This window comes from Arthrobacter pityocampae, from assembly GCF_002927275.1.
In the GTDB taxonomy this organism is placed as follows: Bacteria; Actinomycetota; Actinomycetes; order Actinomycetales; family Micrococcaceae; genus Arthrobacter_D; species Arthrobacter_D pityocampae.
The window spans coordinates 222,588-245,917 of sequence record NZ_PRKW01000004.1 but is presented as its reverse complement, the minus strand read 5'-3'; the positions used below and the strand labels follow the sequence as shown (position 1 = coordinate 245,917).

Annotated in this window: 20 protein-coding genes; 16 read left to right on the top strand and 4 right to left on the bottom strand. The window is 69.9% G+C overall.

Going from position 1 to position 23,330, the window contains the following annotated elements; all coding sequences use genetic code 11:
* Positions 1-62: 62 nt before the first annotated feature.
* The gene (locus C4K88_RS10135; protein ID WP_104121510.1) at positions 63-1,271 is read left to right on the top strand and encodes a cysteine desulfurase-like protein; all 1,209 of its coding nucleotides are present in this window, start codon (positions 63-65) and stop codon (positions 1,269-1,271) included.
* A 150-nt stretch (positions 1,272-1,421) separates the two neighbouring features.
* The gene (locus tag C4K88_RS10130; protein WP_104121509.1) at positions 1,422-3,173 is read left to right on the top strand and encodes an alkaline phosphatase D family protein; all 1,752 of its coding nucleotides are present in this window, start codon (positions 1,422-1,424) and stop codon (positions 3,171-3,173) included.
* 23 nt (positions 3,174-3,196) lie between these two features.
* Here C4K88_RS10130 and C4K88_RS10125 read toward each other — a convergent pair whose 3' ends face one another.
* Positions 3,197-3,640, bottom strand: a complete 444-nt coding sequence (locus C4K88_RS10125) for an Lrp/AsnC family transcriptional regulator (RefSeq protein ID WP_043441957.1) — start codon at positions 3,638-3,640, stop codon at positions 3,197-3,199.
* A 208-nt stretch (positions 3,641-3,848) separates the two neighbouring features.
* On the opposite strand from C4K88_RS10125, the gene pdhA reads away from it, so the two are divergent.
* From pdhA to C4K88_RS10090, 7 genes are all read left to right on the top strand, one after another.
* Positions 3,849-5,045 carry a pyruvate dehydrogenase (acetyl-transferring) E1 component subunit alpha gene (gene pdhA / locus C4K88_RS10120; RefSeq protein WP_104121508.1) on the top strand — a complete coding sequence of 399 codons (1,197 nt, stop codon included), beginning with the start codon at positions 3,849-3,851 and terminating at the stop codon, positions 5,043-5,045.
* Positions 5,042-6,118 (top strand): alpha-ketoacid dehydrogenase subunit beta, encoded by a 1,077-nt coding sequence (locus tag C4K88_RS10115; protein WP_104121507.1) that lies wholly within the window; start codon positions 5,042-5,044, stop codon positions 6,116-6,118. The genes pdhA and C4K88_RS10115 overlap by 4 nt, the downstream gene beginning before the upstream one ends.
* Before the next feature lies 1 nt (position 6,119).
* Complete coding sequence (locus C4K88_RS10110) at positions 6,120-7,757, top strand: dihydrolipoamide acetyltransferase family protein (protein WP_104121506.1); 1,638 nt, start codon at positions 6,120-6,122, stop codon at positions 7,755-7,757.
* 45 nt (positions 7,758-7,802) lie between these two features.
* On the top strand, positions 7,803-8,180 hold the full coding sequence (locus C4K88_RS17880) for a hypothetical protein (RefSeq protein WP_104121505.1): 378 nt from the start codon (positions 7,803-7,805) through the stop codon (positions 8,178-8,180).
* Between the two features lie 89 nt (positions 8,181-8,269).
* A complete protein-coding gene (locus C4K88_RS10100; protein WP_241521825.1) occupies positions 8,270-10,810 on the top strand; it encodes an excinuclease ABC subunit UvrA in 2,541 nt (846 codons plus the stop codon).
* 70 nt (positions 10,811-10,880) lie between these two features.
* Positions 10,881-11,513: a membrane protein YczE gene (gene yczE / locus C4K88_RS10095; protein ID WP_104121503.1), complete on the top strand. Its 633-nt coding sequence runs from the start codon at positions 10,881-10,883 to the stop codon at positions 11,511-11,513.
* Positions 11,510-12,373 (top strand): MBL fold metallo-hydrolase, encoded by an 864-nt coding sequence (locus tag C4K88_RS10090; RefSeq protein WP_104121502.1) that lies wholly within the window; start codon positions 11,510-11,512, stop codon positions 12,371-12,373. Before yczE ends, C4K88_RS10090 begins: the two co-directional genes overlap by 4 nt.
* A 13-nt stretch (positions 12,374-12,386) precedes the next feature.
* On the opposite strand, the gene C4K88_RS10085 is transcribed toward C4K88_RS10090, so the two are convergent.
* Complete coding sequence (locus tag C4K88_RS10085) at positions 12,387-13,655, bottom strand: FAD-binding protein (protein ID WP_104121501.1); 1,269 nt, start codon at positions 13,653-13,655, stop codon at positions 12,387-12,389.
* A 144-nt stretch (positions 13,656-13,799) separates the two neighbouring features.
* Between C4K88_RS10085 and C4K88_RS10080 the strand changes: the two genes are divergently transcribed.
* The 7 genes from C4K88_RS10080 to C4K88_RS10050 all read left to right on the top strand — a co-directional run bounded on the left by C4K88_RS10080 (position 13,800) and on the right by C4K88_RS10050 (position 21,189).
* Positions 13,800-14,816 carry a LacI family DNA-binding transcriptional regulator gene (locus C4K88_RS10080; protein ID WP_104121500.1) on the top strand — a complete coding sequence of 339 codons (1,017 nt, stop codon included), beginning with the start codon at positions 13,800-13,802 and terminating at the stop codon, positions 14,814-14,816.
* Positions 14,817-15,090: 274 nt separating this feature from the next.
* Complete coding sequence (locus C4K88_RS10075) at positions 15,091-16,437, top strand: ABC transporter substrate-binding protein (protein ID WP_167399019.1); 1,347 nt, start codon at positions 15,091-15,093, stop codon at positions 16,435-16,437.
* 92 nt (positions 16,438-16,529) lie between these two features.
* Entirely contained in the window at positions 16,530-17,480 is a 951-nt protein-coding gene (locus C4K88_RS10070; protein WP_104121498.1) for a carbohydrate ABC transporter permease, read from the top strand.
* A 3-nt stretch (positions 17,481-17,483) separates the two neighbouring features.
* On the top strand, positions 17,484-18,410 hold the full coding sequence (locus C4K88_RS10065; protein WP_104121497.1) for a carbohydrate ABC transporter permease: 927 nt from the start codon (positions 17,484-17,486) through the stop codon (positions 18,408-18,410).
* A 47-nt stretch (positions 18,411-18,457) separates the two neighbouring features.
* The gene (gene arfA, locus C4K88_RS10060) at positions 18,458-19,969 is read left to right on the top strand and encodes an arabinosylfuranosidase ArfA (protein ID WP_104121496.1); all 1,512 of its coding nucleotides are present in this window, start codon (positions 18,458-18,460) and stop codon (positions 19,967-19,969) included.
* Complete coding sequence (locus tag C4K88_RS10055; RefSeq protein ID WP_104121495.1) at positions 19,966-20,874, top strand: aldose 1-epimerase family protein; 909 nt, start codon at positions 19,966-19,968, stop codon at positions 20,872-20,874. Before arfA ends, C4K88_RS10055 begins: the two co-directional genes overlap by 4 nt.
* 54 nt (positions 20,875-20,928) lie before the next feature.
* Complete coding sequence (locus tag C4K88_RS10050; RefSeq protein WP_104121494.1) at positions 20,929-21,189, top strand: DUF2630 family protein; 261 nt, start codon at positions 20,929-20,931, stop codon at positions 21,187-21,189.
* Between the two features lie 39 nt (positions 21,190-21,228).
* On the opposite strand, the gene C4K88_RS10045 is transcribed toward C4K88_RS10050, so the two are convergent.
* Both C4K88_RS10045 and C4K88_RS10040 read right to left on the bottom strand, forming a co-directional pair.
* Positions 21,229-22,137, bottom strand: coding sequence for a carbohydrate ABC transporter permease (locus C4K88_RS10045; protein ID WP_104121493.1), 909 nt, complete (start codon positions 22,135-22,137; stop codon positions 21,229-21,231).
* Positions 22,134-23,285 carry a carbohydrate ABC transporter permease gene (locus tag C4K88_RS10040; RefSeq protein ID WP_438502344.1) on the bottom strand — a complete coding sequence of 384 codons (1,152 nt, stop codon included), beginning with the start codon at positions 23,283-23,285 and terminating at the stop codon, positions 22,134-22,136. The genes C4K88_RS10045 and C4K88_RS10040 overlap by 4 nt, the downstream gene beginning before the upstream one ends.
* Between the last annotated feature and the right edge of the window lie 45 nt (positions 23,286-23,330).

Genomic DNA, 23,330 nt, shown 5'->3' with positions numbered 1-23,330 from the left:
GATCCACGACGGCCTTCGCCCGCGCCCTTTCCCGTATCGGCCCCACCTGAGACAGTAGCGACATGACCCTGGACATCGCGGGCTTCCGCGCGCACTTCCCCGCCCTGCTCACCGGCACCGCATATTTCGACGGCCCCGGCGGAACACAGACCCCCGCCGTCGTGGGAGCCGCGATAGCGGACGCCATCACCGGGCCGCTGTCCAACCGCGGCCTGGGGGCGGGCTCGGAGAGCAACGCCGAAGCGGCGGTCGGCGGCTTCCGGGCGGCGATGGCCGACCTGCTCGGGGCGCATCCCCGCGGTGTCGTCTACGGGCGAAGCGCCACGCAGCTCACCTACGACTTCTCCCGCCACCTCGCCAAGACCTGGCAGCCGGGTGACGAGGTCGCCGTCTCACGCCTGGATCACGACTCCAACATCCGCCCCTGGGTGCAGGCAGCCGCCGCGGCCGGAGCCACGGTGCGCTGGATCGATTTCGATCCGGACACCACGGAGATCGACGAAGCGTCCGTCGCCGCCGCGATCACCGAGCGCACGAAGCTGGTAGCGATCACCGCGGCGTCGAACCTGCTCGGCACCAAACCGCCGGTGCGCCGTATCGCCGATGCCGCTCACGCCGTCGGTGCGCTGGTCCACGTGGACGGGGTCCATTACACCGCACATGCGGCGGTCGACGTGAAGGCGTTGGGATCCGACTTCTTCACCTGTTCGCCCTACAAATTCCTCGGGCCCCACTGCGGTGTCCTCGTGGCCGACCCGGATCTGCTGGAGTCGCTGCAGCCGGACAAGCTGCTGCCGTCCACGAACGAGGTTCCCGAGCGGTTCGAGTTCGGTACCCTCCCGTACGAGATCATGGCCGGGGCCACCGCGGCCGTGGATTTCCTCGCGGCGATCGCGCCGGGCGCCGCGGCCGGCCGCCGTGCACGCCTCCTCGCATCCGCTCACGTGGTCGATGGGTACGAGCTCGGGTTGCGCTCCCGCATCGAGGCAGGGCTGGCCCACCTGGGCGACGCCGTCACGCTGCACTCGAAGGCCCGGGACCGGACACCGACACTGCTGGTGACCTTCCCGGGCCGTTCCTCCGCGGACGCCTACAGGTTCCTGGTAGGACGGAACATCCTCGCGCCGGCCGGCTCGTTCTACGCGTACGAGGCCTTCCGTCGCCTGGATCTCGAGGACAGCGCCGCCCTGCGGGTCGGTCTGGCGCCGTACAACAGCGACGACGACGTCGACCGCCTCCTGACCGCGCTCGACGAGTTCATTTCTTCGTAGCGCGGGGTGCGGATTCACTCCGAGGAAAGTGCCCCGTCCCTGGACCCGAAGGACGCCATCCGGGCAGGAAGCGTCGCCCTGGACCGCCCGGGTCAGCACGACGGCCATACCGGCCTGCGGGCTGACGGGTAGAAGGAGTACAACATACGTATGACACCAGCTCCCTTGGTCCTTGGCCCCATGCTGCGGTATGTCGACGAAACCTCGGCAAGTATCTGGGTGGAGGTCGGCGCCGCGGCGCGCGTCGTCGTCCGGGCCGCCCGACGATCCTGGGAAGCACGCACCTTCGCGGTGCACGGGCACCATTACGCGCTCGTCGAGGTGGACGGCCTCGCGCCGGCAAGCGTCACCGCCTACACGGTGGAGATCGACGGACACCGGGCCTGGCCGGACCCGCGATCGGATCCCGACGTCCCGCCGTCGAGCATTGCGACACGCACCCCCGGGAAGCCCCTGCGGTTGGCCTTCGGGTCCTGCCGCACGAGCGTCCCCCACACCGAGGAGGGCAATCGCACGCATGGCGTCGACGCCATGCGTGCGTACGCGCTCGACCGGATGAAGGGCGACAGTCCCCCGCGGCCGGACCTGATTCTCTTCCTCGGCGACCAGGTGTACGCCGATTCCACCAGCGAGGAGATGCAGCAGTTCATCCGCGCGCGGAGGGACATCGAGGAGGACCCCGGTACCGAGCTCAAGGACTACGAGGAGTACGCCCACCTGTACAAGCTGGCCTGGTCCGACAGCGCCAACCGATGGTTGCTGTCCACCCTTCCCAGCGCCATGATCTTCGACGACCACGACATCCGCGACGACTGGAACGCCTCCACCTCCTGGAAGCAGGAGATGGAGGCCACCTCCTGGTGGCAGGAACGGATCGTCGCGGGTCTGGCGTCGTACTGGGTGTACCAGCACCTCGGCAACCTGTCACCGGAGCAGCGCGCCGAGGACCGCCTCTGGCAGCGGATCGTCGACCACCACGACGACGCCGAGCTCGACCTGAGCGAGGAGCTCGACACCTTCGCCGATCGGGCGGACAAGGACCCGGCCAGCTACCGCTGGAGCTACTGCCGCGACTTCGACGACACGCGCCTGATCGTGGTCGACTCCCGCGTGTCCCGCGTGCTGACGCCCGATGCGCGGGCCCTGCTCAGCGAGGAGGAGACGGCGTGGCTGGATGACCGGATGGTGGGCGGATTCCGGCACCTGCTGGTGGGAACCTCGCTGCCGTTCCTCCTGCCGCTGGGGCTCCATCACATCGAGTCGTGGGACGAGGCCCTCGCCCAGGGTGCGTGGGGCGCGCGGGGCGCACGGCTGGGTGAGAAGCTGCGGCAAGGCATGGACCTCGAACACTGGGCCGCCTTCCAGAACAGCTTCCGCGCCGTGGCCCTCATGGCCATGGACGTGGCGGACGGCAACCGTGGGCCGGCACCGGAGACGGTGACCTTCCTGTCGGGTGACGTCCACTTCTCGTACGTCGCGGAGGTGGACAGGACGTCGGGCAGCCGGATACTCCAGGCGGTCTGCTCCCCGATCCGCAATCCGCTGCCGCGGCTCCTGCGCTCCTCCACCGCCATCCTCTCCTACACCGTGGCCGCCCCTCTCGGAGCCCTCGTGGCGCGCTCCGTGAAGGTCCCCGACCCACCGTTCCGCTGGCAGAACATCAGGGGGCCCTGGTTCGACAACAATCTCGCGTCGCTCGAGGACACCGCGGACGGGCTCACGCTGTCGTGGCACTCGGGAACGGTGGACGGCGATGACCACCTCAATCCCCGGCTCACGGAGGTCGCCGCCATGACCGTGCCGCGGCGTGAATCCGGGGCTGTGCCGGGAGGGGACGCGGCGCCCGAGGCAGTGCTCTCGACGCCCAGGGGCACGCGGATCCGGAGAGGACGGCGACAGTAGGGAGACGGTGCAACCGCGCGGCCTCAGCGCGTGTCGAGGTCCTCGAAGACCAGGAACGTCTGCGTGTCCAGGACGCCCGGCATCGACTGCAGCTGGTCGAAGATCACCCGCCGCAGCCCCACGTTGTCCTCCGCCCGCACCAGGAGGATGACGTCGAAGTCACCCCCGACCAGCGCGATGTGGTGGATCTCCGGAACGCTGCGCAGCCTGTCGCGGAGCTCCCGCCAGGAGTGCTGCCGTACCTTGAGGGTCACATAGGCGGAGGACCGGAGGCCGGCCTTCGCCGGGTCGATGATCGCCGTGAACCGCGTCAGTACGCCGTCCTCCGTGAGCTTCGCGATACGGGAGTAGGCATGCGCGCGCGAAATGTGTACGCGCTCCGCCACGGAGGTCACGGACTGCCGGCCGTCCCGCGTCAGTTCGGCGAGGATCTTCCGATCGACGTCGTCGAGCACCCCGTCCACCACGTGTCCACGTTCCTTTGCGTAATCCAGCTCACACTGCCAATTCGTCCATAGAATAGCCCCCTTCCCAAGAAAAAATCTACACTTCGTCGAGTCCGTGGATACAAAAGATGCCCGCTGTCCATACTGGTCTCACACAGCATCCAGTGCCGGAGCTACCGCTCCGCGCCGGGAATGGACTGCCGCTGCAGCGGCTGGTGATGGAGGCGGAATGAGTACGGCAACGAATGAGGGCCGCGGTGGCCTGCTCGGCGGGACAGCCGCCGGCGGAGCGCACGACGGCGGCGCGACGCCGGAGGGCGCCCTGCTGCCGTCGGCCGAGCCCGTGCAGCTGGTGGACCCGGACGGACGCCACTCCACCGACGAGCGCTACCTGCTCCCCGACGGCGAAGTGCTGCTGGAGGCCTACGGGCGGCTCGTCGCCGGCCGCCGCATCAACGACCAGGCCAACGCCCTCGTCCGGCAGGGCCGGATGGCCGTGTACCCCTCCTCCCACGGGCAGGAGGCCTGCCAGGTCGCCGCCGCCGCGGTCCTGGACGCCCAGGACTGGCTCTTCCCGACCTACCGGGACACGGTCGCGGTCATCACGCGCGGCGTCGACCCGCTCCAGGTCCTCACGCTGCTCCGCGGCGACTGGCACAGCGGCTACGACCCGCACGAGCACCGCGTCGCCACCCAGGCCACGCCGCTGGCCACGCAGCTCCTCCACGCCGTCGGCGTCGCCCACGCGGCCAAGCTGCGCGGCGAGGACACCGTGGTCCTCGCCATGTGCGGCGACGGCGCGACCAGCGAGGGCGACTTCCACGAGGCCCTGAACTTCGCCGCCGTCTTCCACGTGCCCGTCGTGTTCTTCGTCCAGAACAACGAGTTCGCCATCTCCGTGCCGCTCAGGAACCAGAGCGTCGCGCCGTCTCTCGCCCACAAGGCCATCGGGTACGGCATGCCCGGCGAGCGCGTGGACGGCAACGACCTCGCCGCGCTCCTCGCGGTGCTCGGAAGCGCCGTCCGGAGGGCCCGCGACGGCGGCGGCCCCAGCCTCGTCGAAGCCCACACGTACCGGATGCAGGCCCACACCAACGCGGACGACGCCACCCGCTACCGGTCCGCCGACGACGTCCGGCGCTGGGTGCCGAAGGACCCGATCACGCGCATGCGCACCTACCTGCGCTCCCTGGACCTGCTGACGGACGAGAAGGAGCAGTCCTTCGCCGACGAGGCGGACGCGATCGCCGCCGACATCCGGAAGGGACTCAACACGGAGGTCACTGTGAACCCGGCAGAACTGTTCGAGTACGTGTACACCGAGAAGACGACGCAGCTCCGCGAGCAGGCCGAGCAGCTCCGCGAGGAGCTGGCGCGCGACGCCGCCGGCACCCCCGCGGCAGAGACGAAGGCGGGCGGACGATGACGCAGACCACGGAGGCACCCGCCGGCGGCGCGGACGTCCGAACCGACGACGCTCCGGCGCCGGGAGGCGGGTCGACGTCCACCTTCGCCAAGGCCCTCAACGCAGCCCTCGCGGACTCCATGGCGGCCGATGCCTCCGTGCTGATGTTCGGCGAGGACGTCGGGACGCTCGGCGGCGTCTTCCGCATCACGGACGGCCTGACGGCCCGCTTCGGGGAGCAGCGCTGCTTCGACACCCCGCTCGCCGAGGCCGGCATCATGGGCATGGCCATCGGCATGGCGATGAACGGCATGAAACCCGTCGTCGAGATGCAGTTCGACGCCTTCGCCTACCCGGCCTTCGAGCAGGTGGTCAGCCACGTCGCGAAGATGCCGAACCGCACCAGGGGCACGGTCCGGCTGCCCCTGGTCATCCGGATCCCGTACGCCGGCGGCATCGGCGGCGTGGAACACCACTGCGATTCCTCCGAGGCCTACTACGCGCACACCCCCGGGCTGACGGTCCTGGCCCCGGCAACCGTCCGCGACGCCTACTTCATGCTGCGCGAGGCCATCGCCTCCCCGGACCCCGTGGTGTTCCTCGAACCGAAGAAGCTGTACTGGTCGAAGGAGGAGCTGGACCTCGCGGAGCTGCGCCGGACCTTCGAGGCCGGGCAGGCGCCCCGACGCATCGGCAAGGCCGTCGTCGGCCGCCCCGGGACCGACGCGACCCTCATCAGCTACGGGCCGTCCGTGCCGACGGCGCTCGCGGCGGCCGCGGCGGCCGCCGAGGAGGGCCGGTCCATCGAGGTCATCGACCTCCGCTCCATCGTGCCGTTCGACGACGAGACCGTCTGCGCCAGCGTCCGCCGGACCGGCCGTGCCGTCGTCGTCGCGGAGGCGCCGGGCTTCGCGTCCGTGGCGTCGGAGATCGTGGCCCGCGTGCAGGAGCGCTGCTTCCACTCCCTCGCGGCCCCCGTGCTCCGCGTGACCGGCTTCGACATCCCGTACCCCTCGCCGAAGCTCGAACATTTCTACCTGCCCAGCGTCGACCGCATCCTCGACGCCGTGGACGCCCTGCAGTGGGAGGACTGACATGAGTGCACCCGCCGTCGAATCCGGGCTCCAGGTGTTCGCCCTCCCCGACCTCGGAGAGGGCCTGACCGAGGCCGAGCTGGTGTCCTGGCTCGTCGCCGAGGGGGACACCGTGGCCGTCGACCAGCCCATCGCGGAGGTCGAGACCGCCAAGTCGGTGGTCGAGGTCCCCTCGCCCTTCGCCGGGACCGTCGCCGTCCTGCACGGCCGGCCCGGCCAGGTACTCGACGTCGGTGCGCCGTTCCTCTCCGTCCGGCCCGAGGGCGGTGAAGCTGCGGGCACCGCTCCTGCAGGTGCAGGACAGGAGAGTGCAGAACCGGAGGGTGCAGGACCGACAGCCGACAGTGCCGGCGGTTCAGGCATCGACGCCGGGATCGCCGCCGCCGCCGCGGAACTCCGCGAGGAGGCCGGTGTCCCGGCCGCCGCCACCGGGGGGTCCCCGACGGCCGGTGGAGGCTCGGGGAACGTGCTGATCGGCTACGGCACGCCCGGTGGTCTCGCCGGTGGCCGCACCCGGCCGCGCAAGGGCGCGGTGCCCGTCCCCGCTGCATCGGCTCCGGCCCCGACGACGGCCACCCGGACGACGGCGGCGCCGACCACGCCCGCCGCAGCGCCGGCCTCTCCCGCCGCGACATCAGGTGCTCAGGCCACGGCGACCGACGGGGGAGCGGCACCGGTTGCGACCGCCGGAACGAGCGCACCGTCCGCCGCGGCGCCCACGTGCGTCTCGCCCCTGGTCCGGAAGCTCGCGCGGGACAACGGCGTCCGCCTCGCCGACCTCCACGGGTCGGGGGAGCAGGGGCTGATCCTCCGCCGCGACGTGGAGCAGGCGATCGCCGCGGCGTCGTCGTCGGACCTCGAGGCTCCCGCCGACGTCATCCCCGGCGCGACGCCCGGAATCGCGGCCGCGACGCTCGATCCCCGCTCCGGGCTCGCGGTCCTCGAGCGGACACCGCTGCGGGGTGTCCGGCGGACGATCGCCGACGCGATGACCCGCAGCCGGCGCGAGATCCCCGAGGCGACGGTCTGGGTCGACGTCGACGCCACCGCCCTCGTGGACCTGCGCGAGGAGATGAAGCGCCGGACGCCGGACGCAGTGCCCGGCCTGCTGGCCTTCGTGGCACGGTTCGTCGTGGCCGGTTTGGACCGCTACCCGGAGCTGAACAGCCGGATCGTGACCGGCGACGACGGCGTCCAGGAGCTCGTGCGGGTGGACGGCGTGAACCTCGGGATCGCGGCGCAGACGGACCGCGGCCTCGTGGTGCCCAGCGTCCGGCGGGCCGACACACTGTCCGCCCGCGGACTCGATGCCGAGATCCGCCGCCTCGCCGCCCTGGCCCGTGAGGGGAAGGCCACGCCGTCGGACCTGGCCTCCGGAACCTTCACCCTGAACAACTACGGGGTGTTCGGGGTGGACGGCAGTGCGGCCATCATCAACTACCCGGAATCGGCGATCCTCGGGATGGGCCGGATCATCGACCGCCCGTGGGTCGTGGACGGTCGGCTCGCTGTCCGCAAGGTGACCGAGCTGACGCTCGCCTTCGACCACCGCGTGTGCGACGGCGGCACCGCGGGCGGTTTCCTGCGGTTCGTCGCGGACGCGATCGAGAATCCGGGCGGGATGCTGGCGGACCTGTAGGAGCGGGGGCGGAGTAGAATATGCACCCCACGATGAATCAGGTGCATGATGAAGATCCGCCGCATTCACAGGACGCAGAAGCAGGCCGGCCCGGCATCGACGGCCGACGCCGGGACGGACCAGGAGCCACTGCCGCACCCGGAGGGCCACCACCGCTCCTTTTTCGACGGGCTCGACACCACCGCCCGGATCTTCTTCGGACCGGCGGCGCGCTCCGACGGGAGCACGCCGGTGGTGCACCGCCACGACGCCGCCGAGGAACAGTCCGAGAGCGCCCTGCGCTCCATCGAGATCCACACGGACTCCCTCGGGCACCACTACGCGGTGCAGAAGCGCCGGCCGGCGCGGTCCGCCGCTGGAGTTCAGGAGCAACCGGAGCCGCCTGAGCCGCCCGAGCCATCGGAGGAGCCCCAGGGCCCCTAGGGTCCTCCGGCTGTCAACTCCCCGGAGACGACGGCCGCGCCCCAACCGTCGGTCCTTCGTGCCCGTCGGGGAACCGTAGGGTTGGGGTGGTGATCGAATCCAACGCCCCTGCCCACACCGCCACGGCCCGGGACGGTTTCGTCAGCGTCCGTGGCGCGAGCGAGAACAACCTGCGGGGCGTCGACGTCGACGTGCCGCGCGACGCCGTCGTCGCCTTCACCGGGGTCTCCGGCTCGGGCAAGTCCTCCCTGGCGTTCGGGACCATCTACGCCGAGGCGCAGCGCCGCTACCTGGAATCGGTGGCGCCGTACGCCCGGAGGCTCATCCAGCAGGGGCACTCGCCGCACGTCGGCTCGATCACCGGTCTCCCTCCCGCCGTGGCCCTCCAGCAGCGGCGGGGCACGCCGAGCGTCCGCTCGACCGTCGGGACGCTCACCACCCTCTCCAACTCGGCCCGCATGCTCTACTCGCGGGCGGGCACCTACCCTGCGGACGCCGTCGAACGCCTGGAATCCGACGCTTTCTCACCCAACACCGCGGCGGGAGCGTGTCCGCGCTGCCACGGGCTGGGCATCGCCCGGGACGTCACCGAGGACACGCTGGTCCCCGACCCTGACCTGACCATCCGCGAGGGTGCCATCGCCGCCTGGCCGGGCGCCTGGCAGGGCAAGAACCTCCGCGACGTCGTCAGCGAGCTGGGCCACGACATCGACGTGCCCTGGCGGAAGCTGCCGCAGCAGGCGCGGGACTGGCTGCTGTTCACCGAGGAGCAGCCCGTCGTCGAGGTCACCCCGCAGCGCGACCGCGTGGCCAAGCCCTACAAGGGACGCTTCTGGAGCGCGAAGAGCTACGTGATGCACACCCTCCGCGACTCCAAGAGCCAGCAGATGCGTGACCGCGTGCTGCCCTTCATGGAGTCCGGCCCGTGCGGGGTGTGCGGCGGGAGCGGCCTGCGCCCGGAGGCGCTCGCCGTGACCTTCGCCGGGCTGTCGATCGCGGAGGCCAACGCCCTGCCGCTCGCGGACCTCGCCGTGCACCTCGGGCCGGCGGCCACGCTGGAACACCCGGTCGCCGCCCACGGGTCGTGGACCTCGGGGGAGGGGACGGAGGTCTCCGTCACCATCAGCCGCGACCTCGTCCAGCGGCTCGACGTCCTCGTGGACCTCGGGCTCGGCTACCTGAGCCTGGGCCGCGCCACCCCCACGCTCTCGCCCGGCGAGATGCAGCGGCTGCGCATCGCCACGCAGCTCCGGTCCGGACTGTTCGGTGTCGTCTACGTGCTCGACGAGCCCTCCGCCGGCCTGCACCCCGCCGACGTCGAACCGCTCCTGGCCGTCCTGGAGGCCCTGAAGGACGCCGGGAACTCGGTGTTCGTCGTCGAACACAACATGGACGTCGTCCGCCGCTCGGACTGGATCGTCGACGTCGGCCCGCTCGCCGGGGAGGGCGGGGGCGGCATCATCTACAGCGGCCCCGCCGACGGACTCGTGGACGTGCCGGCCTCCCTCACGGCACCGTTCCTCGCCCGGACCACGCCGGTACCGGTGGACGGCGCCGCCCGGGAGCCCTCGGCCTGGCTCCGCCTCGAGGGCATCCGCCGCCACAACCTCCAGGGGCTCGACGCCGCCATCCCCGTGGGCGTGCTGACCGCCGTGACGGGCGTGTCCGGCTCGGGGAAGTCCACGCTCGTCAGCACGGTCCTCGCCGAGGCCGTGGGTGCACACGTCCGCGACGACACCCCCGCCGACGCCGAACCGGTCGACGACGGCGCGGCCTCCGAGGCGGAGCCCGGCTCCCCGGTGGCCGGCATCAGCGGGCTCGAGGCCTTCGACCGTCTGGTCAGCGTGGACCAGAAACCCATCGGGCGGACACCGCGCTCCAACCTCGCGACCTACACGGGACTGTTCGACGCCGTCCGGAAGGCCTTCGCCGCGACGCCCGCCGCGCGGTCCCGCGGGTTCGGCGCCGGCCGGTTCTCCTTCAACGTGCCGGGCGGACGCTGCGAGACCTGCCAGGGCGAGGGCTTCGTCGCGGTGGAACTCCTGTTCCTGCCCGGGAGCTACGGCCCCTGCCCGGCCTGCGCCGGGTCCCGCTACAACGAGGAGACCCTCGAGGTCACGCTGGAGGGACGCACCATCGCGGACGTCCTCCGGATGACGGTCGACGACGCCTCCTCCTTCCTCGGCGGCATCCCCGCCGCCGACCGCTCGCTCGCCACCCTGCAGGAGGTGGGCCTGGGCTACCTCCGCCTGGGGCAGCCGGCCACGGAACTCTCCGGGGGAGAGGCCCAGCGCATCAAGCTGGCCACCGAACTGCAGCGGGCACGGCGCGGCCACACCCTCTACCTGCTGGACGAGCCCACCACGGGCCTGCATCCCGCGGACGTGGTGCTGCTCCTCGCGCAGCTGCGGAAGCTGGTCGGGGCGGGCAACACGGTGGTCGTCGTCGAACACACGATGGCCGTCGTGGCGGCTGCGGACTGGGTCATCGACCTCGGCCCCGGGGGAGGTTCGGCCGGCGGCAGGATCGTGGCCGCCGGGACGCCCGCGGACATCGCCGGCCTCGCGCCGGACGCCAGCGCGACGGCGCCGTACCTCGCCGATTACCTCGGAGCGCGGGTCGGGGCCTGATCCGGGCGCCACGCGCGTGCCGGCACGAGGCCGTCTTGCCGTCCGTCCCCTCCCCGGTTGTACTGGGACCATGACGTTCCTCGGCGCCCGGCGCGGGCTGCAGCTCCTTCTCGGCCTCTTCCTCTACGGTTTCTCGCTCGCCATGATGATCCGGGCCACGCTCGGGGTGTCGCCGTGGGACGTCCTGGGCCAGGGCGGATCGCTGCGGACCGGCATCCCGTTCGGCACGATGACCATCATCATCGGCGTGATCGTCCTGCTGCTCTGGATCCCGCTGCGCCAGCGCCCGGGCGTCGGTACGGTCCTGAACGTCCTGCTCGTGGGTCCCAGCGCGGAGATCGGGCTCGCGCTGATCGGGGAGCCCGGCCAGCTGTGGGCGCGGATCCTGCTGTTCACCGGCGGGCTCGTGCTGCTGGCGGTGGCCAGCGGCCTCTACATCGGTGCCCGCCTCGGTCCCGGCCCCCGCGACGGCCTCATGACCGGACTCCATACCCGCTTCGGGCTGCCGATCTGGCTCGTCCGCACGGCCATCGAGGGCACCGTGCTGCTGCTCGGGTGGTCGCTGGGCGGCTCGGTCGGCGCCGGCACCGTCGCCTTCGCCCTGCTCATCGGGCCGATGATCAACATCGCGCTGCCGGTCTTCAGGATGCCGGAGCGTGCCGGACCTAGACTGGAGCTCCTGCCGTCAGAGAGGACCCCATGACCACCGACGTCCCCAGCCCCCAGACCTCCAGCCCGTGGCGGGAGCTCGGACCGGGCATCTACGTGCTCCGGACCGCGCGCTTCCGGATGAACGTGGGGCTCGTCGTCGGCTCCGAGCAGGCGCTGGTCGTTGATACGGGTGCGGGACCGCTCGGCGCGGCGGAGGTGTACGCGCACGTGCGGGCCGTCACCGGCCTGCCGCTCGTCGTCGTGAACACCCACGCCCATGCTAGCCACTACTTCGGCAACGACTACTTCGCGGCCCACGGCGTCGAGGAGTTCTGGGCGACATCGCGGTGCAGCGCCGTGCAGGCGGAGAAGGGCGAGGAGCAGCGGGTCCTGGTGCTCGCCGTCGAGCCGGCGATGGGTGCGGGCGACGGCGAGCACACCCGGATCCTCCCCGCGAACCGGCTGGTGGAGGGCAAGCCCGTGGACCTCGACCTGGGCGGGCTGTCGGTGACGCTCTTCCATCTCGGCAGCGGTCACACCGACCACGATCTGCTCGTGGGCGCCGGCAACGTCCTGTTCACGGGGGATCTGCTGGAGGCGGGGTCCGATCCGGTCTTCGAGGACGCGTTCCCCGTGGACTGGGTGCGCACGCTCGGCAAGATGGCCGCCCTCGAGGACCTCTACGACGTGTTCGTGCCCGGTCATGGCGAGCCGGTGGCCGTCCAGGACGTCGTCACGCAGATGAACACGATGCGCAGTGCCATCCGGGTGACCCGGGTGGCCATGGACGAGGCCTCGGTGGACATGACCAAGGCCATCCCGATCCTGCCGTACGGCCCGGAGCAGTCCCGTGCCCTGCTCATCCGCCTGCGCACCCTCGCGCACTGGAAGTGGCTGACGCGCCGGCACTGAGGCCGGCGTCCTCCTACGCCCCGAAGACCGTGCGGTCCAGGAACGCGTTGCGGAACTTCCCGGCGGGATCCAGGCGACCAGCCAGGGCCCGGAAGTCCTCGAAGCGCGGGTAGAGCGGTGCGAGCTGCGCGGCGTCCGCGGCGAAGAGCTTGCCCCAGTGCGGGCGGGCCCCGAGGGGGAGCAGTGCCGCCTCGAGCTCCGGCAGCAGGGCTTCCACCTCCGCCTGCAGCGGCTTCCAGGTGAAGTGCAGGCCGATCCCGTCGCGGCGGTAGTTGCTGCTGAGCCACAGCTCGTCCGCCGCCATGGAGCGCACCTCCGAGACCAGCAGCAGCGGCGCGATCCTCGGCGCGAGGTCCCGCACCGCCTGGATGGCCTCGACCGCGTGCTCGCGGCCCACCAGGTACTCGGTCTGCAGCTCGTCCCCGTTGCTGGGCGTGAACGCGAGCCGGAAGTGGGCCAGCCGGTCCGACCACGGTCCCGGGACGCCGAGCTGCTGCGTGCAGTGGTCCGCGGCCACCCCGGGGACCGGATGGTGGGCCCGGTCCGCCGGCGTCCCGCCGTAGAACGCGTGCGGCGCGGAACTCCCGCCGTCGACGCGGCTCTTCAGCCACGCCTGGCCGATGGTGTCGCCCGACCAGTCCGTGAACAGGCTGACGCTGTACGCGGCGGACGTGGCGGCGTCGTAGTCCGCGAGGACCGCGTCCCACGGAATGTCCGTGAACACGTCCTGCCGCACGTCGAAGGTCGGCTCGATGCGCAGGGTCACCCGGTGGACGACACCGAGGGCGCCGAGGCCCACGACGGCGCCGGGGAAGTCGTCGTCGCCCGCGGCCAGGGCCAGGACGTCGCCGGAGGCTGTCACGAGCTCCAGTCCGACGACGGCGGTGGCGAGGTTGCCGTTCGCATCCCCGGAACCGTGGGTGGCGGTGGCGATGGCGCCGCCGACCGAGATGTGGGGCAGGGAGGCGAGATTGTGCAGGGCGAAGCCGCGCCGCTGCAGGTGCTCGGCGAGGACGCCGTACCGCACGCCCGCCGCCACGGTGACGGTGAGCGCGTCCTCGTCGATCAGCACCCCGGGGTCGAGCACGTCCAGGCAGACGAGGGTCCCCGGGCTGTCCGCGATGTCGTTGAAGGAGTGGCGCGAGCCGAGGGCCCGGACCCGACTGGCTCCTGCCACGGCACGCTGGAGGTCGGCGAGGGAGGTGGGGTGCTCGATCGTCTGCGCCCGGTACTCGTAGTTGCCCGCCCAGTTGAGCCTGTCCCGTACGTCTTCTTCGAGCATGGTGGTCCTTGTCTGGCGGTGTCGCGGCGGCGGAACCCGAGGCTGCGGCGGCACGTGCGGAGAGGGTGCCCGCCCATACTACAACGTTGTAGAATCACCTCACGCGTGACGTGCAGGGCATCACGACGGGACCCGGGGAGCGGCATGGCGGCCACACTGAAGGACGTCGCGCTGGCGGCCGGCGTCTCGATCAAGACCGTCTCCAATGTCATCAACGACTACGAGCACATCCGTCCCGACACCAAGCAGCGCGTCATGGACGCCATCTCCGACCTCGGGTACAGCCCCAACCTCTCCGCCCGGAGCCTGCGTTCGGGGCGGACCGGGGTCATCGGGCTCGCCGTCCCCGAACTCTCGCTGAGCTACTTCGCGGAACTGGCCGACTCCACCATCAAGGCCGCGGAGCGACGGGGGCTGAAGGTCCTGATCGAGCAGACCGGCGGCGACCGCTCGCGTGAGCTCGAGATCCTGTCCGGTCCCCGGTTGCAGATGACGGACGGGCTGCTGTTCAGCCCGCTGGGCATGTCCAACGAGGACGCGGAGTACCTGAACGTGAACTTCCCGCTCGTGCTGCTCGGGGAGCGGATCTTCGGCGGGCCCACCGACCATGTCACCATGAGCAACGTCGAGTCGGCACAGGCCGCCACCGCGCACCTGCTGTCCCGGGGACGACGGCGCATCGCCGTCATCGGTGCGCACGAGGGCGAGGTGATCGGCTCCGCCGGCCTGCGCCTGCGGGGGTACCGGCAGGCGCTCGAGGAGGCCGGCGTCCCGTTCGACCCTCGGCTCCTGGGGTACACGACCCTGTGGCATCGCTCGAACGGCGCCACGTCCATGCGGGAGATGCTCGCGTCCGGTGTCGAGTTCGACGCGGTGTTCGGCCTGAACGACACGCTGGCCCTCGGGGCCATGCGTGTCATGCAGGAGGCGGGCCGCCGGATCCCCGAGGACGTCGCGGTGATCGGCTTTGACGACCTGGACGAGGGCAGGTACTCGCTGCCGACGCTCTCGACCATCGACCCGGGCAGGGACGAGATCGCCGATACCGCCGTGCGGGTGCTGCAGGAACGCATCTCGGGCAGCGCCGGAGACGTCCCGCCGCGCGAGTTCGAGGCGCGGTTCCAGGTCATCGAGCGGGAGTCCTCCGCGCCGTCCCCTTGACTGCGTCGAGATCTTTTCCGGCCTGATGCTTGACAGTGACGGTCACCACTCCGCATGATTTCTACATCGTTTACCTACAACGATGTAAATGACGGACCGACACCCTTGCAACCGCCTCCCCAGCTGGGCGGGGCTGCCGGAGGACGGACCCGGATCAAGGAAGATTCGAGCGGGTACAGCATCCGGTACCCCGGTGATCCTCCTCCCTGCAGCACCTGGCCCGGACGCCCGGGCGGACCACGGTGGACCGCCACCGCGAGAGGAAGCAAGAGATATGAAAGCCAATTTCCTGGCATCGGCCGGCATCGTCGCCGCCACTGCCGTCGCACTGACAGGCTGCTCCGCAGGGAGCGACAGCGGAGGTAGCTCGGAGGCTGCGTCCTGCACGAACACCATCGTCAACGCCGATGCCCCCCAGGTGACCGTCTGGGCCTGGTACCCGGCCTTCGACGAGGTCGTCGACCAGTTCAACAACACCAACGACGACGTCCAGATCTGCTGGACCAACGCGGGCCAGGGCAACGACGAGTACACCAAGTTCTCGACATCGATCGAGTCCGGTTCGGGCGCCCCCGACGTCATCCAGCTCGAATCGGAGGTCCTCTCCAGCTTCACCATCCGCGATTCCCTCGTGGATCTCACCGAGTTCGGCGCTGACGACGTCGAGGCGGACTACGCGGAGGGCGCCTGGGAGGACGCGAGCAGCGGCGACGCCGTCTACGCCATCCCGGTCGACGGCGGACCGATGGGCATGCTCTACCGCCAGGACCTCTTCGATGCGGCAGGCATCGAGGTGCCGACCACCTGGGAGGAGTTCGAGGCAGCGGCCCGGAAGCTCAAGGAGTCCGGCGACGGCGCCGTCATCGGCGACTTCCCGACCAACGGCCGTGCCTTCAACCAGGCGCTCTTCGCCCAGGCCGGATCGGTCCCGTTCGAATACGACTCCGCGAGCCCGCAGGAGATCGGCATCAACGTGAACGACGACGGCGCCAAGAAGGTCCTCGAGTACTGGGACGGACTCGTGAAGGACGGCCTCGTCGCGACCGATGACGCCTTCACGGCCGACTACAACACCAAGCTCGTCGACGGTTCCTACGCCGTCTACCTCGCTGCCGCATGGGGACCGGGGTATCTGCAGGGGCTGTCCGACGCCGACCCCGACGCCGTCTGGCGTGCGGCTCCGCTCCCGCAGTGGGACGCGGCGAACCCCGTCCAGGTGAACTGGGGCGGTTCCACCTTCGCCGTGACCGAGCAGGCCAAGGACAAGGAACTGGCGGCCAAGGTGGCCATGGGGATCTTCGGCAACGAGGAAGGAATGAATCTCGGTGTGGACAAGGGGGCCCTCTTCCCGTCCTACGCGCCGGTGCTCGACTCGGCGGCGTTCGCCGACAAGGAGTACGAGTTCTTCGGCGGCCAGCAGATCAACAAGGACGTCTTCCTCGAGGCGGCGGCGGGCTACGAGGGCGCGACCTTCAGCCCCTTCCAGAACTACGCCTACGACCAGCTCACCGAGCAGCTCTACGCGATGGTGCAGGGGGAGAAAGATGCCGGCCAGGCGCTCGACGACCTCCAGGCATCCCTCGAGCAGTACGCCACCGAGCAGGGCTTCACCGTCAAGTAGCCCGGCGGGGAGGGTGCCGGTCCGCCGGCACCCTCCCGATCCCGGCACCTCCCTTCGCCGCGCTATCCGAACCAGCCCGAGGAAAGACCATCATGGCCACGACCACTGCGCCGACGTCGTCCCAGCCGGCTCCCGCACCCCAGCAGGCCAGGCACCGCCCCGACAGGAACTACCGGCGCAAGCAGCGCTGGGGCTGGCTGTTCGTGGCGCCCTTCGCCCTCATCTTCCTGACCTTCCTCATCCTTCCCCTGGTCTACGCCTTCAGGATGAGCCTGTTCACCAGCACCCTCGCGACCGGCACCAAGTTCGTCGGGGCGGACAACTACCTCAAGGCGTTCTCCGACCCGATCTTCCTCCAGGGACTCGGCACGGTGGCGAAGTTCGCCCTGATCATGATCCCGGCGCAGATGCTCGTGGCCCTCGTCGCGGCACTCGTCCTCGACAACCTGGCCACCTGGGCCTCCAAGTTCTCACGCCTGATGATCTTCATCCCCTACGCCGTCCCTGTTGTCATCGGCGCCCTGATGTGGGGCTTCCTCTACAGCCCGCGGTTCGGTCCTGCCAGTTCCATCTTCAGCATCTTCGGACTGGCGGCACCGGAATTCCTGGCACAGGACAACATCTTCGGCAGCCTGGTGAACATCGTCACCTGGCAGTGGGCCGGCTACTACATGATCATCATCTACGCCGCCCTGAGGGGCATCGACCCCGGGATCTACGAGGCGGCCGTACTCGACGGCGCCTCCGACCGGCAGATCGCCCTCCGTATCAAGGTCCCGATGATCTCCTCCTCCCTGGTCATGGTGGTCATCTTCGCCCTGATCGGCACCCTGCAGTTCTTCACCGAACCTCAGGTCCTCAAGGGAGTGGCACAGGGAGCCATCCCGGTCTCGTACACGCCGAACATGTATGCGTTCACGCTGGCGTTCTCCTATAGCCAGTTCAACTACGCGTCGGCCATCTCGTTCGCCCTCGGCATCGTCGTGTTCGTCTTCTCCTTCATCTTCCTCTTCCTGACCCGCAAGCAGAGCGGACTGAAATAAGCCATGGCACTCGTCACAGACACCCTCCAGCGGCGGGACGGCCGGAAGGGCCGCGGCTCCGCATCACGGAACCGGGCCCGTAACGGCGGTCCTCGCATCGGCTCCCACATCTTCCTGCTGATCCTCGTCATCTACTTCATCACCCCCCTCTGGTGGCTGACGGTCGCGAGCACCAAGGACACCGCAGGACTGTTCGGTGGATCAGGCGGACCGCTCTGGTTCGACGACGAATTCCACTTCTTCAGCAACCTGCAGGGCCTGTTCGAGCGTCAGGACGGCATCTACTGGCGCTGGCTCGGCAACTCGTTCCTCTATGCGATCTCCGGCGGTGTCGGCGCCACCATCCTGGCGGTCCTCGCCGGCTACGGCTTCGCGAAGTACAACTTCCGCGGACGGGCCGCCTTCTTCGGCATCCTGCTCGGAGCGGTCATGGTGCCCCTGACGGCGCTCGTCATCCCGACCTTCGTCCTCCTGAGCTCGGTCGGGCTCGTCAACACCATCTGGGCCGTCATCCTGCCCTCGCTCCTGAGCCCCTTCGGCGTCTACCTGATGAGGGTCTTCGCCCAGGAGGCCGTGCCGGACGAACTCCTCGACGCAGCACGGATCGACGGGGCCGGGGAGATCCGCACGTTCTTCCAGATCGCCCTGCCGCTGCTGCGCCCGGCCATCGTGACCGTGCTCCTGCTGTCGGTCGTCGGGACCTGGAACAACTTCTTCCTCCCGCTCGCCGTCCTCAGCGACCCGCTGCTGCTCCCCGTGACGGTGGGCCTCAACGGCTGGCAAGCCCTCTCCAACGCCGGCAGCGGCGGCGAGGCGCTGTGGAACCTCATCACCACGGGCGCCTTCATCTCGATCATCCCGCTGATCATCGCGTTCCTCTCCCTCCAGAAGTACTGGCAGGGCGGACTCTCGCTGGGCTCGCTCAAGTAGCCCGCACGCCGCCCCACCTGACGCCACCCGAAACAGAAAGCAGTTCGATGCATAACGCACGCCTCACACTCGACCCCTCCTTCACGGTCGGGCGGATCAACCGCAACATCTTCGGTGGCTTCGTCGAACATCTCGGCCGCCATGTCTATGACGGCATCTACGAGCCCGGCCACGCGACCGCGGACGACGAGGGCTTCCGCGAGGACGTCATCGCACTCGTCAGGGAGATGGGCGTCTCGACCATCCGCTACCCCGGGGGGAATTTCGTCTCCGGCTTCCGCTGGGAGGACAGCGTGGGACCGCGCGATGAGCGCCCCACGCGCCTCGACCTCGCCTGGCACTCCACCGAGACCAACCAGGTGGGCATGCACGAGTTCGCGTCCTGGCTGCGGAAGGTCGACAGCGACCTCATGCTGGCCGTGAACCTCGGCACGCGGGGGACGTCCGAGGCCCTCGACCTCCTCGAGTACTCGAACCTGCCCAAGGGCACCGCTCTCGCCGACCAGCGCATGGCCAACGGCCGTCCGGACCCGTTCGACGTCAAGATCTGGTGCCTGGGCAACGAGATGGACGGCCCGTGGCAGCTCGGCCACCGGTCCGCCGAGGACTACGGCAAGCTCGCGGCCATCACGGCCCGGGCCATGCGCCAGCTGGATCCCTCCATCGAACTCGTGGCCTGCGGCTCGTCCAGCGCCCACATGCCGACCTTCGGCGAGTGGGAGCGCGTGGTGCTCTCGCACACGTACGACGTCGTCGACTACATCTCCTGCCACGCGTACTACGAGGAGAAGAACGGGGACCTCGGCTCGTTCCTCGCATCCGCCGTCGACATGGATCACTTCATCGAATCCGTCGTCGCCACCGCGGACCACGTGAAGGCCGTCCGCGGCAGCTCGAAGACCATCAACATCTCCTTCGACGAGTGGAACGTCTGGTACATCAGCCGCTTCGAGAACGTCGACAAGATCGAGGGCCTCGACAACTGGCCCGTGGCCCCGCGCCTGCTCGAGGACTGCTACTCGGTCGCGGACGCCGTCGTGTTCGGCAACCTGATGATCTCGCTGCTGAAGCACGCGGACAGGGTCACCTCGGCGTCCCTGGCGCAGCTCGTCAACGTGATCGCCCCGATCATGACCGAGCCCGGCGGCCCGGCCTGGCGTCAGACCACGTTCTTCCCCTTCTCCATCACCTCGAAGCTCGCCCAGGGGTCGGTGCTCGAACTCAAGCTCGACGCCGGGACATACGAGACCGGCGAGTACGGCGTCGTGCCGCTCGTGGACGCCGTGGCCACGCACGACGACGAGACGGGTGCCACCGCCGTGTTCCTCGTCAACCGCTCGCAGACCGAGGAGACGACCGTGACCATCGACATCGCCGCGCTCGACGGGTTCAGCACCATGACCGCCGAGTCGCTGTACGATACGGACGTATATGCCAAGAACACCCTCGAGGAGCCCGAGCGCGTGACCATGAAGACCAACACGTCAGCGACGATCGACGGCGACTCCGTCACCATCACGCTTCCCCCCGTGTCCTGGACGGCCGTATCCCTCGCATGAAGCATTCCGAATACAGGATCGAGGGCGGCGGCTACACGGCCGTCGTCCTCGGACTCGGTGCAGCCGTCCGCGAGCTGACCCACGAGGGGCGCCCGCTCGTGGTCGGCTTCGGCGCCGACGAGGACATGCCCAACTTCCGGGGCGCCTTCGTCGCCCCGTGGCCCAACCGCATCGCCGACGGGCAGTACTCGTTCGACGGCGCCGACTTCGAACTCCCAATCAACGAACCGGAGCGCGGCACGGCTCTCCACGGGCTCGTGTTCGACATCCCCTGGTCCCTCGTGGAGCACACGGAGTCCGCCGTGACGCTCGGGTGCACGATCGAGCCGACGGACGCGTACCCCTTCACCGTCGCGCTGCACGCGCGATTCAGCGTCGATGGCGCCGGCTTCCGGACGGACGTCACCGCCCTGAACACGGGATCGCGCCGGGCGCCCTACGGTGTCTGCCCCCACCCCTACCTCGTCGCCGGGCCGTCTCCCCTCGATGAATGGGTGCTCGATCTGCCCGCCGCCACCGTCCTGACGGTCACGCCCGACCGGCTGCTGCCCGTGGCGAAGGAGCCCGTGGCCGGGACGCCCTTCGACTTCCGGACGGCCCACGCCCTCGGTGACGTGCAGATCGACCATGCGTTCACGGACCTGAAGCGCGGTGATGCAGGCCTGGCCACGGTGCGCGTCACCGATCCGGCCTCGGGAACCGGGACCGCCATGGTCTGGGACGACACCTGCCCCTGGGCACAGATCCATACCGCGGACCTGCCGCTGAAGCCGGAGAACACGCGGCTCGGTCTCGCCGTCGAACCCATGACCTGCCCGCCGGACGCCTTCAACACCGGCGAGGACCTGATCGTCCTCGCGCCGGGAGGGACGCACCGGACCGGCTGGACCATCTCGGCCCTGTAGCCCCGCCCGACGTTCCCGGGTACGGTACCCCCAGGCACGATGAGGAGGCCCGGCATGGACGACCAGGACATCCTGTCCACCATCCGCTCCCTCGTGGAGGAGGAGCACCGGCTCCGGGAGCGCGCGGCGGGCAGCATGCGGGGTCACGAGAACGAGGGACGCCTGCGCCGCATCGAGGAGAGCCTGGACCAGTGCTGGGACCTGCTGCGGCAGCGCCGGGCCAAGAAGGAGTACGGAGAGAACCCGGATGCGGCGTCGGTCCGGCCGGTCAGCCAGGTGGAGGGCTACTGGCCCCGATCGAGGAGCCGATCCTAGGCCTCTGACGCCGCGCGACGTCAGAGGCCGTCGGTCCGCCTATTCCTTGACGGCCCCCGCCGAGGCGTTCATGATCCGCTTCTGGAAGACGAAGAACACGATCGCCACCGGGACGGTCATCAGGGCAGCCGCCGCGAGCTTCAGCGGGTACTGCGTGCCCTGGCTCAGCTGGCCCGAGGAGAGCTGGGCGACGCCCTTCGTCAGCGTGGTCAGGGCCGGATCCTGTGTGGACACGATGAAGTGGTTCAGCTCGTTCCAGGACCCCTGGAAGGACAGGATGACGATGGTCATGACGGCCGGGCGGGCCATCGGCAGGACCACGGACCAGAACGTCCGGAACGTGCCGGCGCCGTCGATCCGCGCCTGCTCCTCGACGCTGGCGGGGATGGACTCGAAGAAGTTCTTCATGATGAACACCCCGGCGGCATCCGCGAGCAGCGGCAGCACCATCCCGGCGTAGGAGTCGTAGATGCCGAGCTGGTTGATGACGAGGAACTTCGGGATGAGCAGCACCACGCCCGGCACGGCCATGACCGCCACGAGGAGGGCGAAGACCAGGCCCCGTCCGCGGAACGGGATGCGGGCCAGGGCGTAGCCGGCGAGGGAGTTGAAGAACACGCGCCCGGCGGTCACGAAGAGGGTGACGATGAAGGAGTTCTTCGCCCAGGTGGGGAAATCGGACGATTCGAAGAGCTGCGTGTAGGCGGCGGTGGTCCAGTTCTGCGGGATCAGGCCGAGGGGGTTCTGGGCCGCCTCGGGTTCCGTCTTGAAGGAACTCGACACCTGGATGAGGAACGGGAAGATGTAGATCAGGGCCAGGAGGGCCAGCAGCAGGTAGAGGGCCAGGGCCCTGCGTCCCACACTCGGGGCCTTCCTGCGGCGGCGGGTGGACGGCGCCGGCGTCGGGGGTGGTGTCGGCGCGGCGGGACGGGTGGCGAGCTGGCTCATGGCTTCGGCTCCTTGACGGGCAGGGCGCTGCTGGAGGCGGTGCGCGCACCGGTGGACGACGCCGTCACCGGCACCATGCGGCGGCGGCGGGGGACGTCGCGTTCGCGGAGCGCGAGGCGCTGCAGCAGCGTGAGGGTGACGATGATGGCGAACAGGATGAACGCGATCGCCGCGCCCTCGCCCCAACGCTGGTTGTTGAAGGCGGTGCTGAAGGACAGGTAGGCCGGGGTCAGCGTGGTCTTCGCGGGACCGCCCTGCGTGCCGGTGTAGATCTGGTCGAACACCTGCCAGGAGCCGATCAGCCCCAGCGTGAGCACGGTGAACAGGGTGGGGCGCAGCATGGGCAGGGTCACCTGCCAGAAGCGCTGCCAGCCGTTGGCGCCGTCGACCATCGCCGCCTCCTGCACCTCGCCGCTGATGTTCTGCAGCGCCGCGATGAACAGCAGCATGAACGTGCCGGACGTCGTGAAGATCGCCATGAGGATGAAGGCGCTCATCGCCACGGACGGGCCGGCGAGCCACTCCCATCCCGAGACGCCGAGGAAGCCGGGCGCGGTCAGGGCCTCGGGGGCGGTCCGGATGCCGACGGCCGCGAGGATCACGTGGATCACGCCGCGCGGGTCCTGGAACCAGTTCGGTCCCGAGACCGAGATGAAGGAGAGCACGCGGTTCACGACGCCGGTGGAGCTGAACAGGAACAGCCAGAGGACCGTGATCGCGACCGAGCTCGTGACCGAGGGGAAGTAGAACGCGGTGCGGAAGAAGCCGCGGCCACGCAGCACCTGCCGGTTCACGAGGACGGCGAGGAACATGCTGAGCCCGGTCTGGAGGGGCACCACCAGCAGGACGTAGTAGAGGTTGTTGCGGATGGACGTCCCGAAGTCGCGGGAGGCCAGGCCGTCACCGTCGAGGATCGCGGTGTAGTTCTGCCCGCCCACGAAGCTGACGGACCCGCCGACGGGGCTGCCGCGACCGGTCCAGTCGGACACGCTCACCCATGCGGCCATGAGGACCGGGACCACGAGGAAGAGGCCGAGGATCACGACGACGGGCGAGATGAACAGCCAGCCGGTCAGGCCCTGCCGCCCCCGTGTGGTGCGGCGACGGGCGGTGCCGCCGCCGGGAGGTGAGGGAATCGATCGTGCCACCGGAATGCTCCTTCGCAGCGGGGCGGCCGGCCGTCAGGGCCTGGC

Bases quoted from the DNA above. Each gene is read 5' to 3' on its own strand.
- C4K88_RS10080 (WP_104121500.1), top strand. From the start codon at position 13,800: ATGGCGGCCACACTGAAGGACGTCGCGCTGGCGGCCGGCGTCTCGATC.
- C4K88_RS10130 (WP_104121509.1), top strand. From the start codon at position 1,422: ATGACACCAGCTCCCTTGGTCCTTGGCCCCATGCTGCGGTATGTCGAC.
- C4K88_RS10115 (WP_104121507.1), top strand. From the start codon at position 5,042: ATGACGCAGACCACGGAGGCACCCGCCGGCGGCGCGGACGTCCGAACC.
- C4K88_RS10050 (WP_104121494.1), top strand. From the start codon at position 20,929: ATGGACGACCAGGACATCCTGTCCACCATCCGCTCCCTCGTGGAGGAG.
- C4K88_RS17880 (WP_104121505.1), top strand. From the start codon at position 7,803: ATGATGAAGATCCGCCGCATTCACAGGACGCAGAAGCAGGCCGGCCCG.
- pdhA (WP_104121508.1), top strand. From the start codon at position 3,849: ATGAGTACGGCAACGAATGAGGGCCGCGGTGGCCTGCTCGGCGGGACA.
- C4K88_RS10045 (WP_104121493.1), bottom strand. From the start codon at position 22,137: ATGAGCCAGCTCGCCACCCGTCCCGCCGCGCCGACACCACCCCCGACG.
- C4K88_RS10070 (WP_104121498.1), top strand. From the start codon at position 16,530: ATGGCCACGACCACTGCGCCGACGTCGTCCCAGCCGGCTCCCGCACCC.
- C4K88_RS10075 (WP_167399019.1), top strand. From the start codon at position 15,091: ATGAAAGCCAATTTCCTGGCATCGGCCGGCATCGTCGCCGCCACTGCC.
- yczE (WP_104121503.1), top strand. From the start codon at position 10,881: ATGACGTTCCTCGGCGCCCGGCGCGGGCTGCAGCTCCTTCTCGGCCTC.
- C4K88_RS10055 (WP_104121495.1), top strand. From the start codon at position 19,966: ATGAAGCATTCCGAATACAGGATCGAGGGCGGCGGCTACACGGCCGTC.
- C4K88_RS10090 (WP_104121502.1), top strand. From the start codon at position 11,510: ATGACCACCGACGTCCCCAGCCCCCAGACCTCCAGCCCGTGGCGGGAG.
- C4K88_RS10135 (WP_104121510.1), top strand. From the start codon at position 63: ATGACCCTGGACATCGCGGGCTTCCGCGCGCACTTCCCCGCCCTGCTC.
- C4K88_RS10085 (WP_104121501.1), bottom strand. From the start codon at position 13,655: ATGCTCGAAGAAGACGTACGGGACAGGCTCAACTGGGCGGGCAACTAC.
- C4K88_RS10065 (WP_104121497.1), top strand. From the start codon at position 17,484: ATGGCACTCGTCACAGACACCCTCCAGCGGCGGGACGGCCGGAAGGGC.
- arfA (WP_104121496.1), top strand. From the start codon at position 18,458: ATGCATAACGCACGCCTCACACTCGACCCCTCCTTCACGGTCGGGCGG.
- C4K88_RS10110 (WP_104121506.1), top strand. From the start codon at position 6,120: ATGAGTGCACCCGCCGTCGAATCCGGGCTCCAGGTGTTCGCCCTCCCC.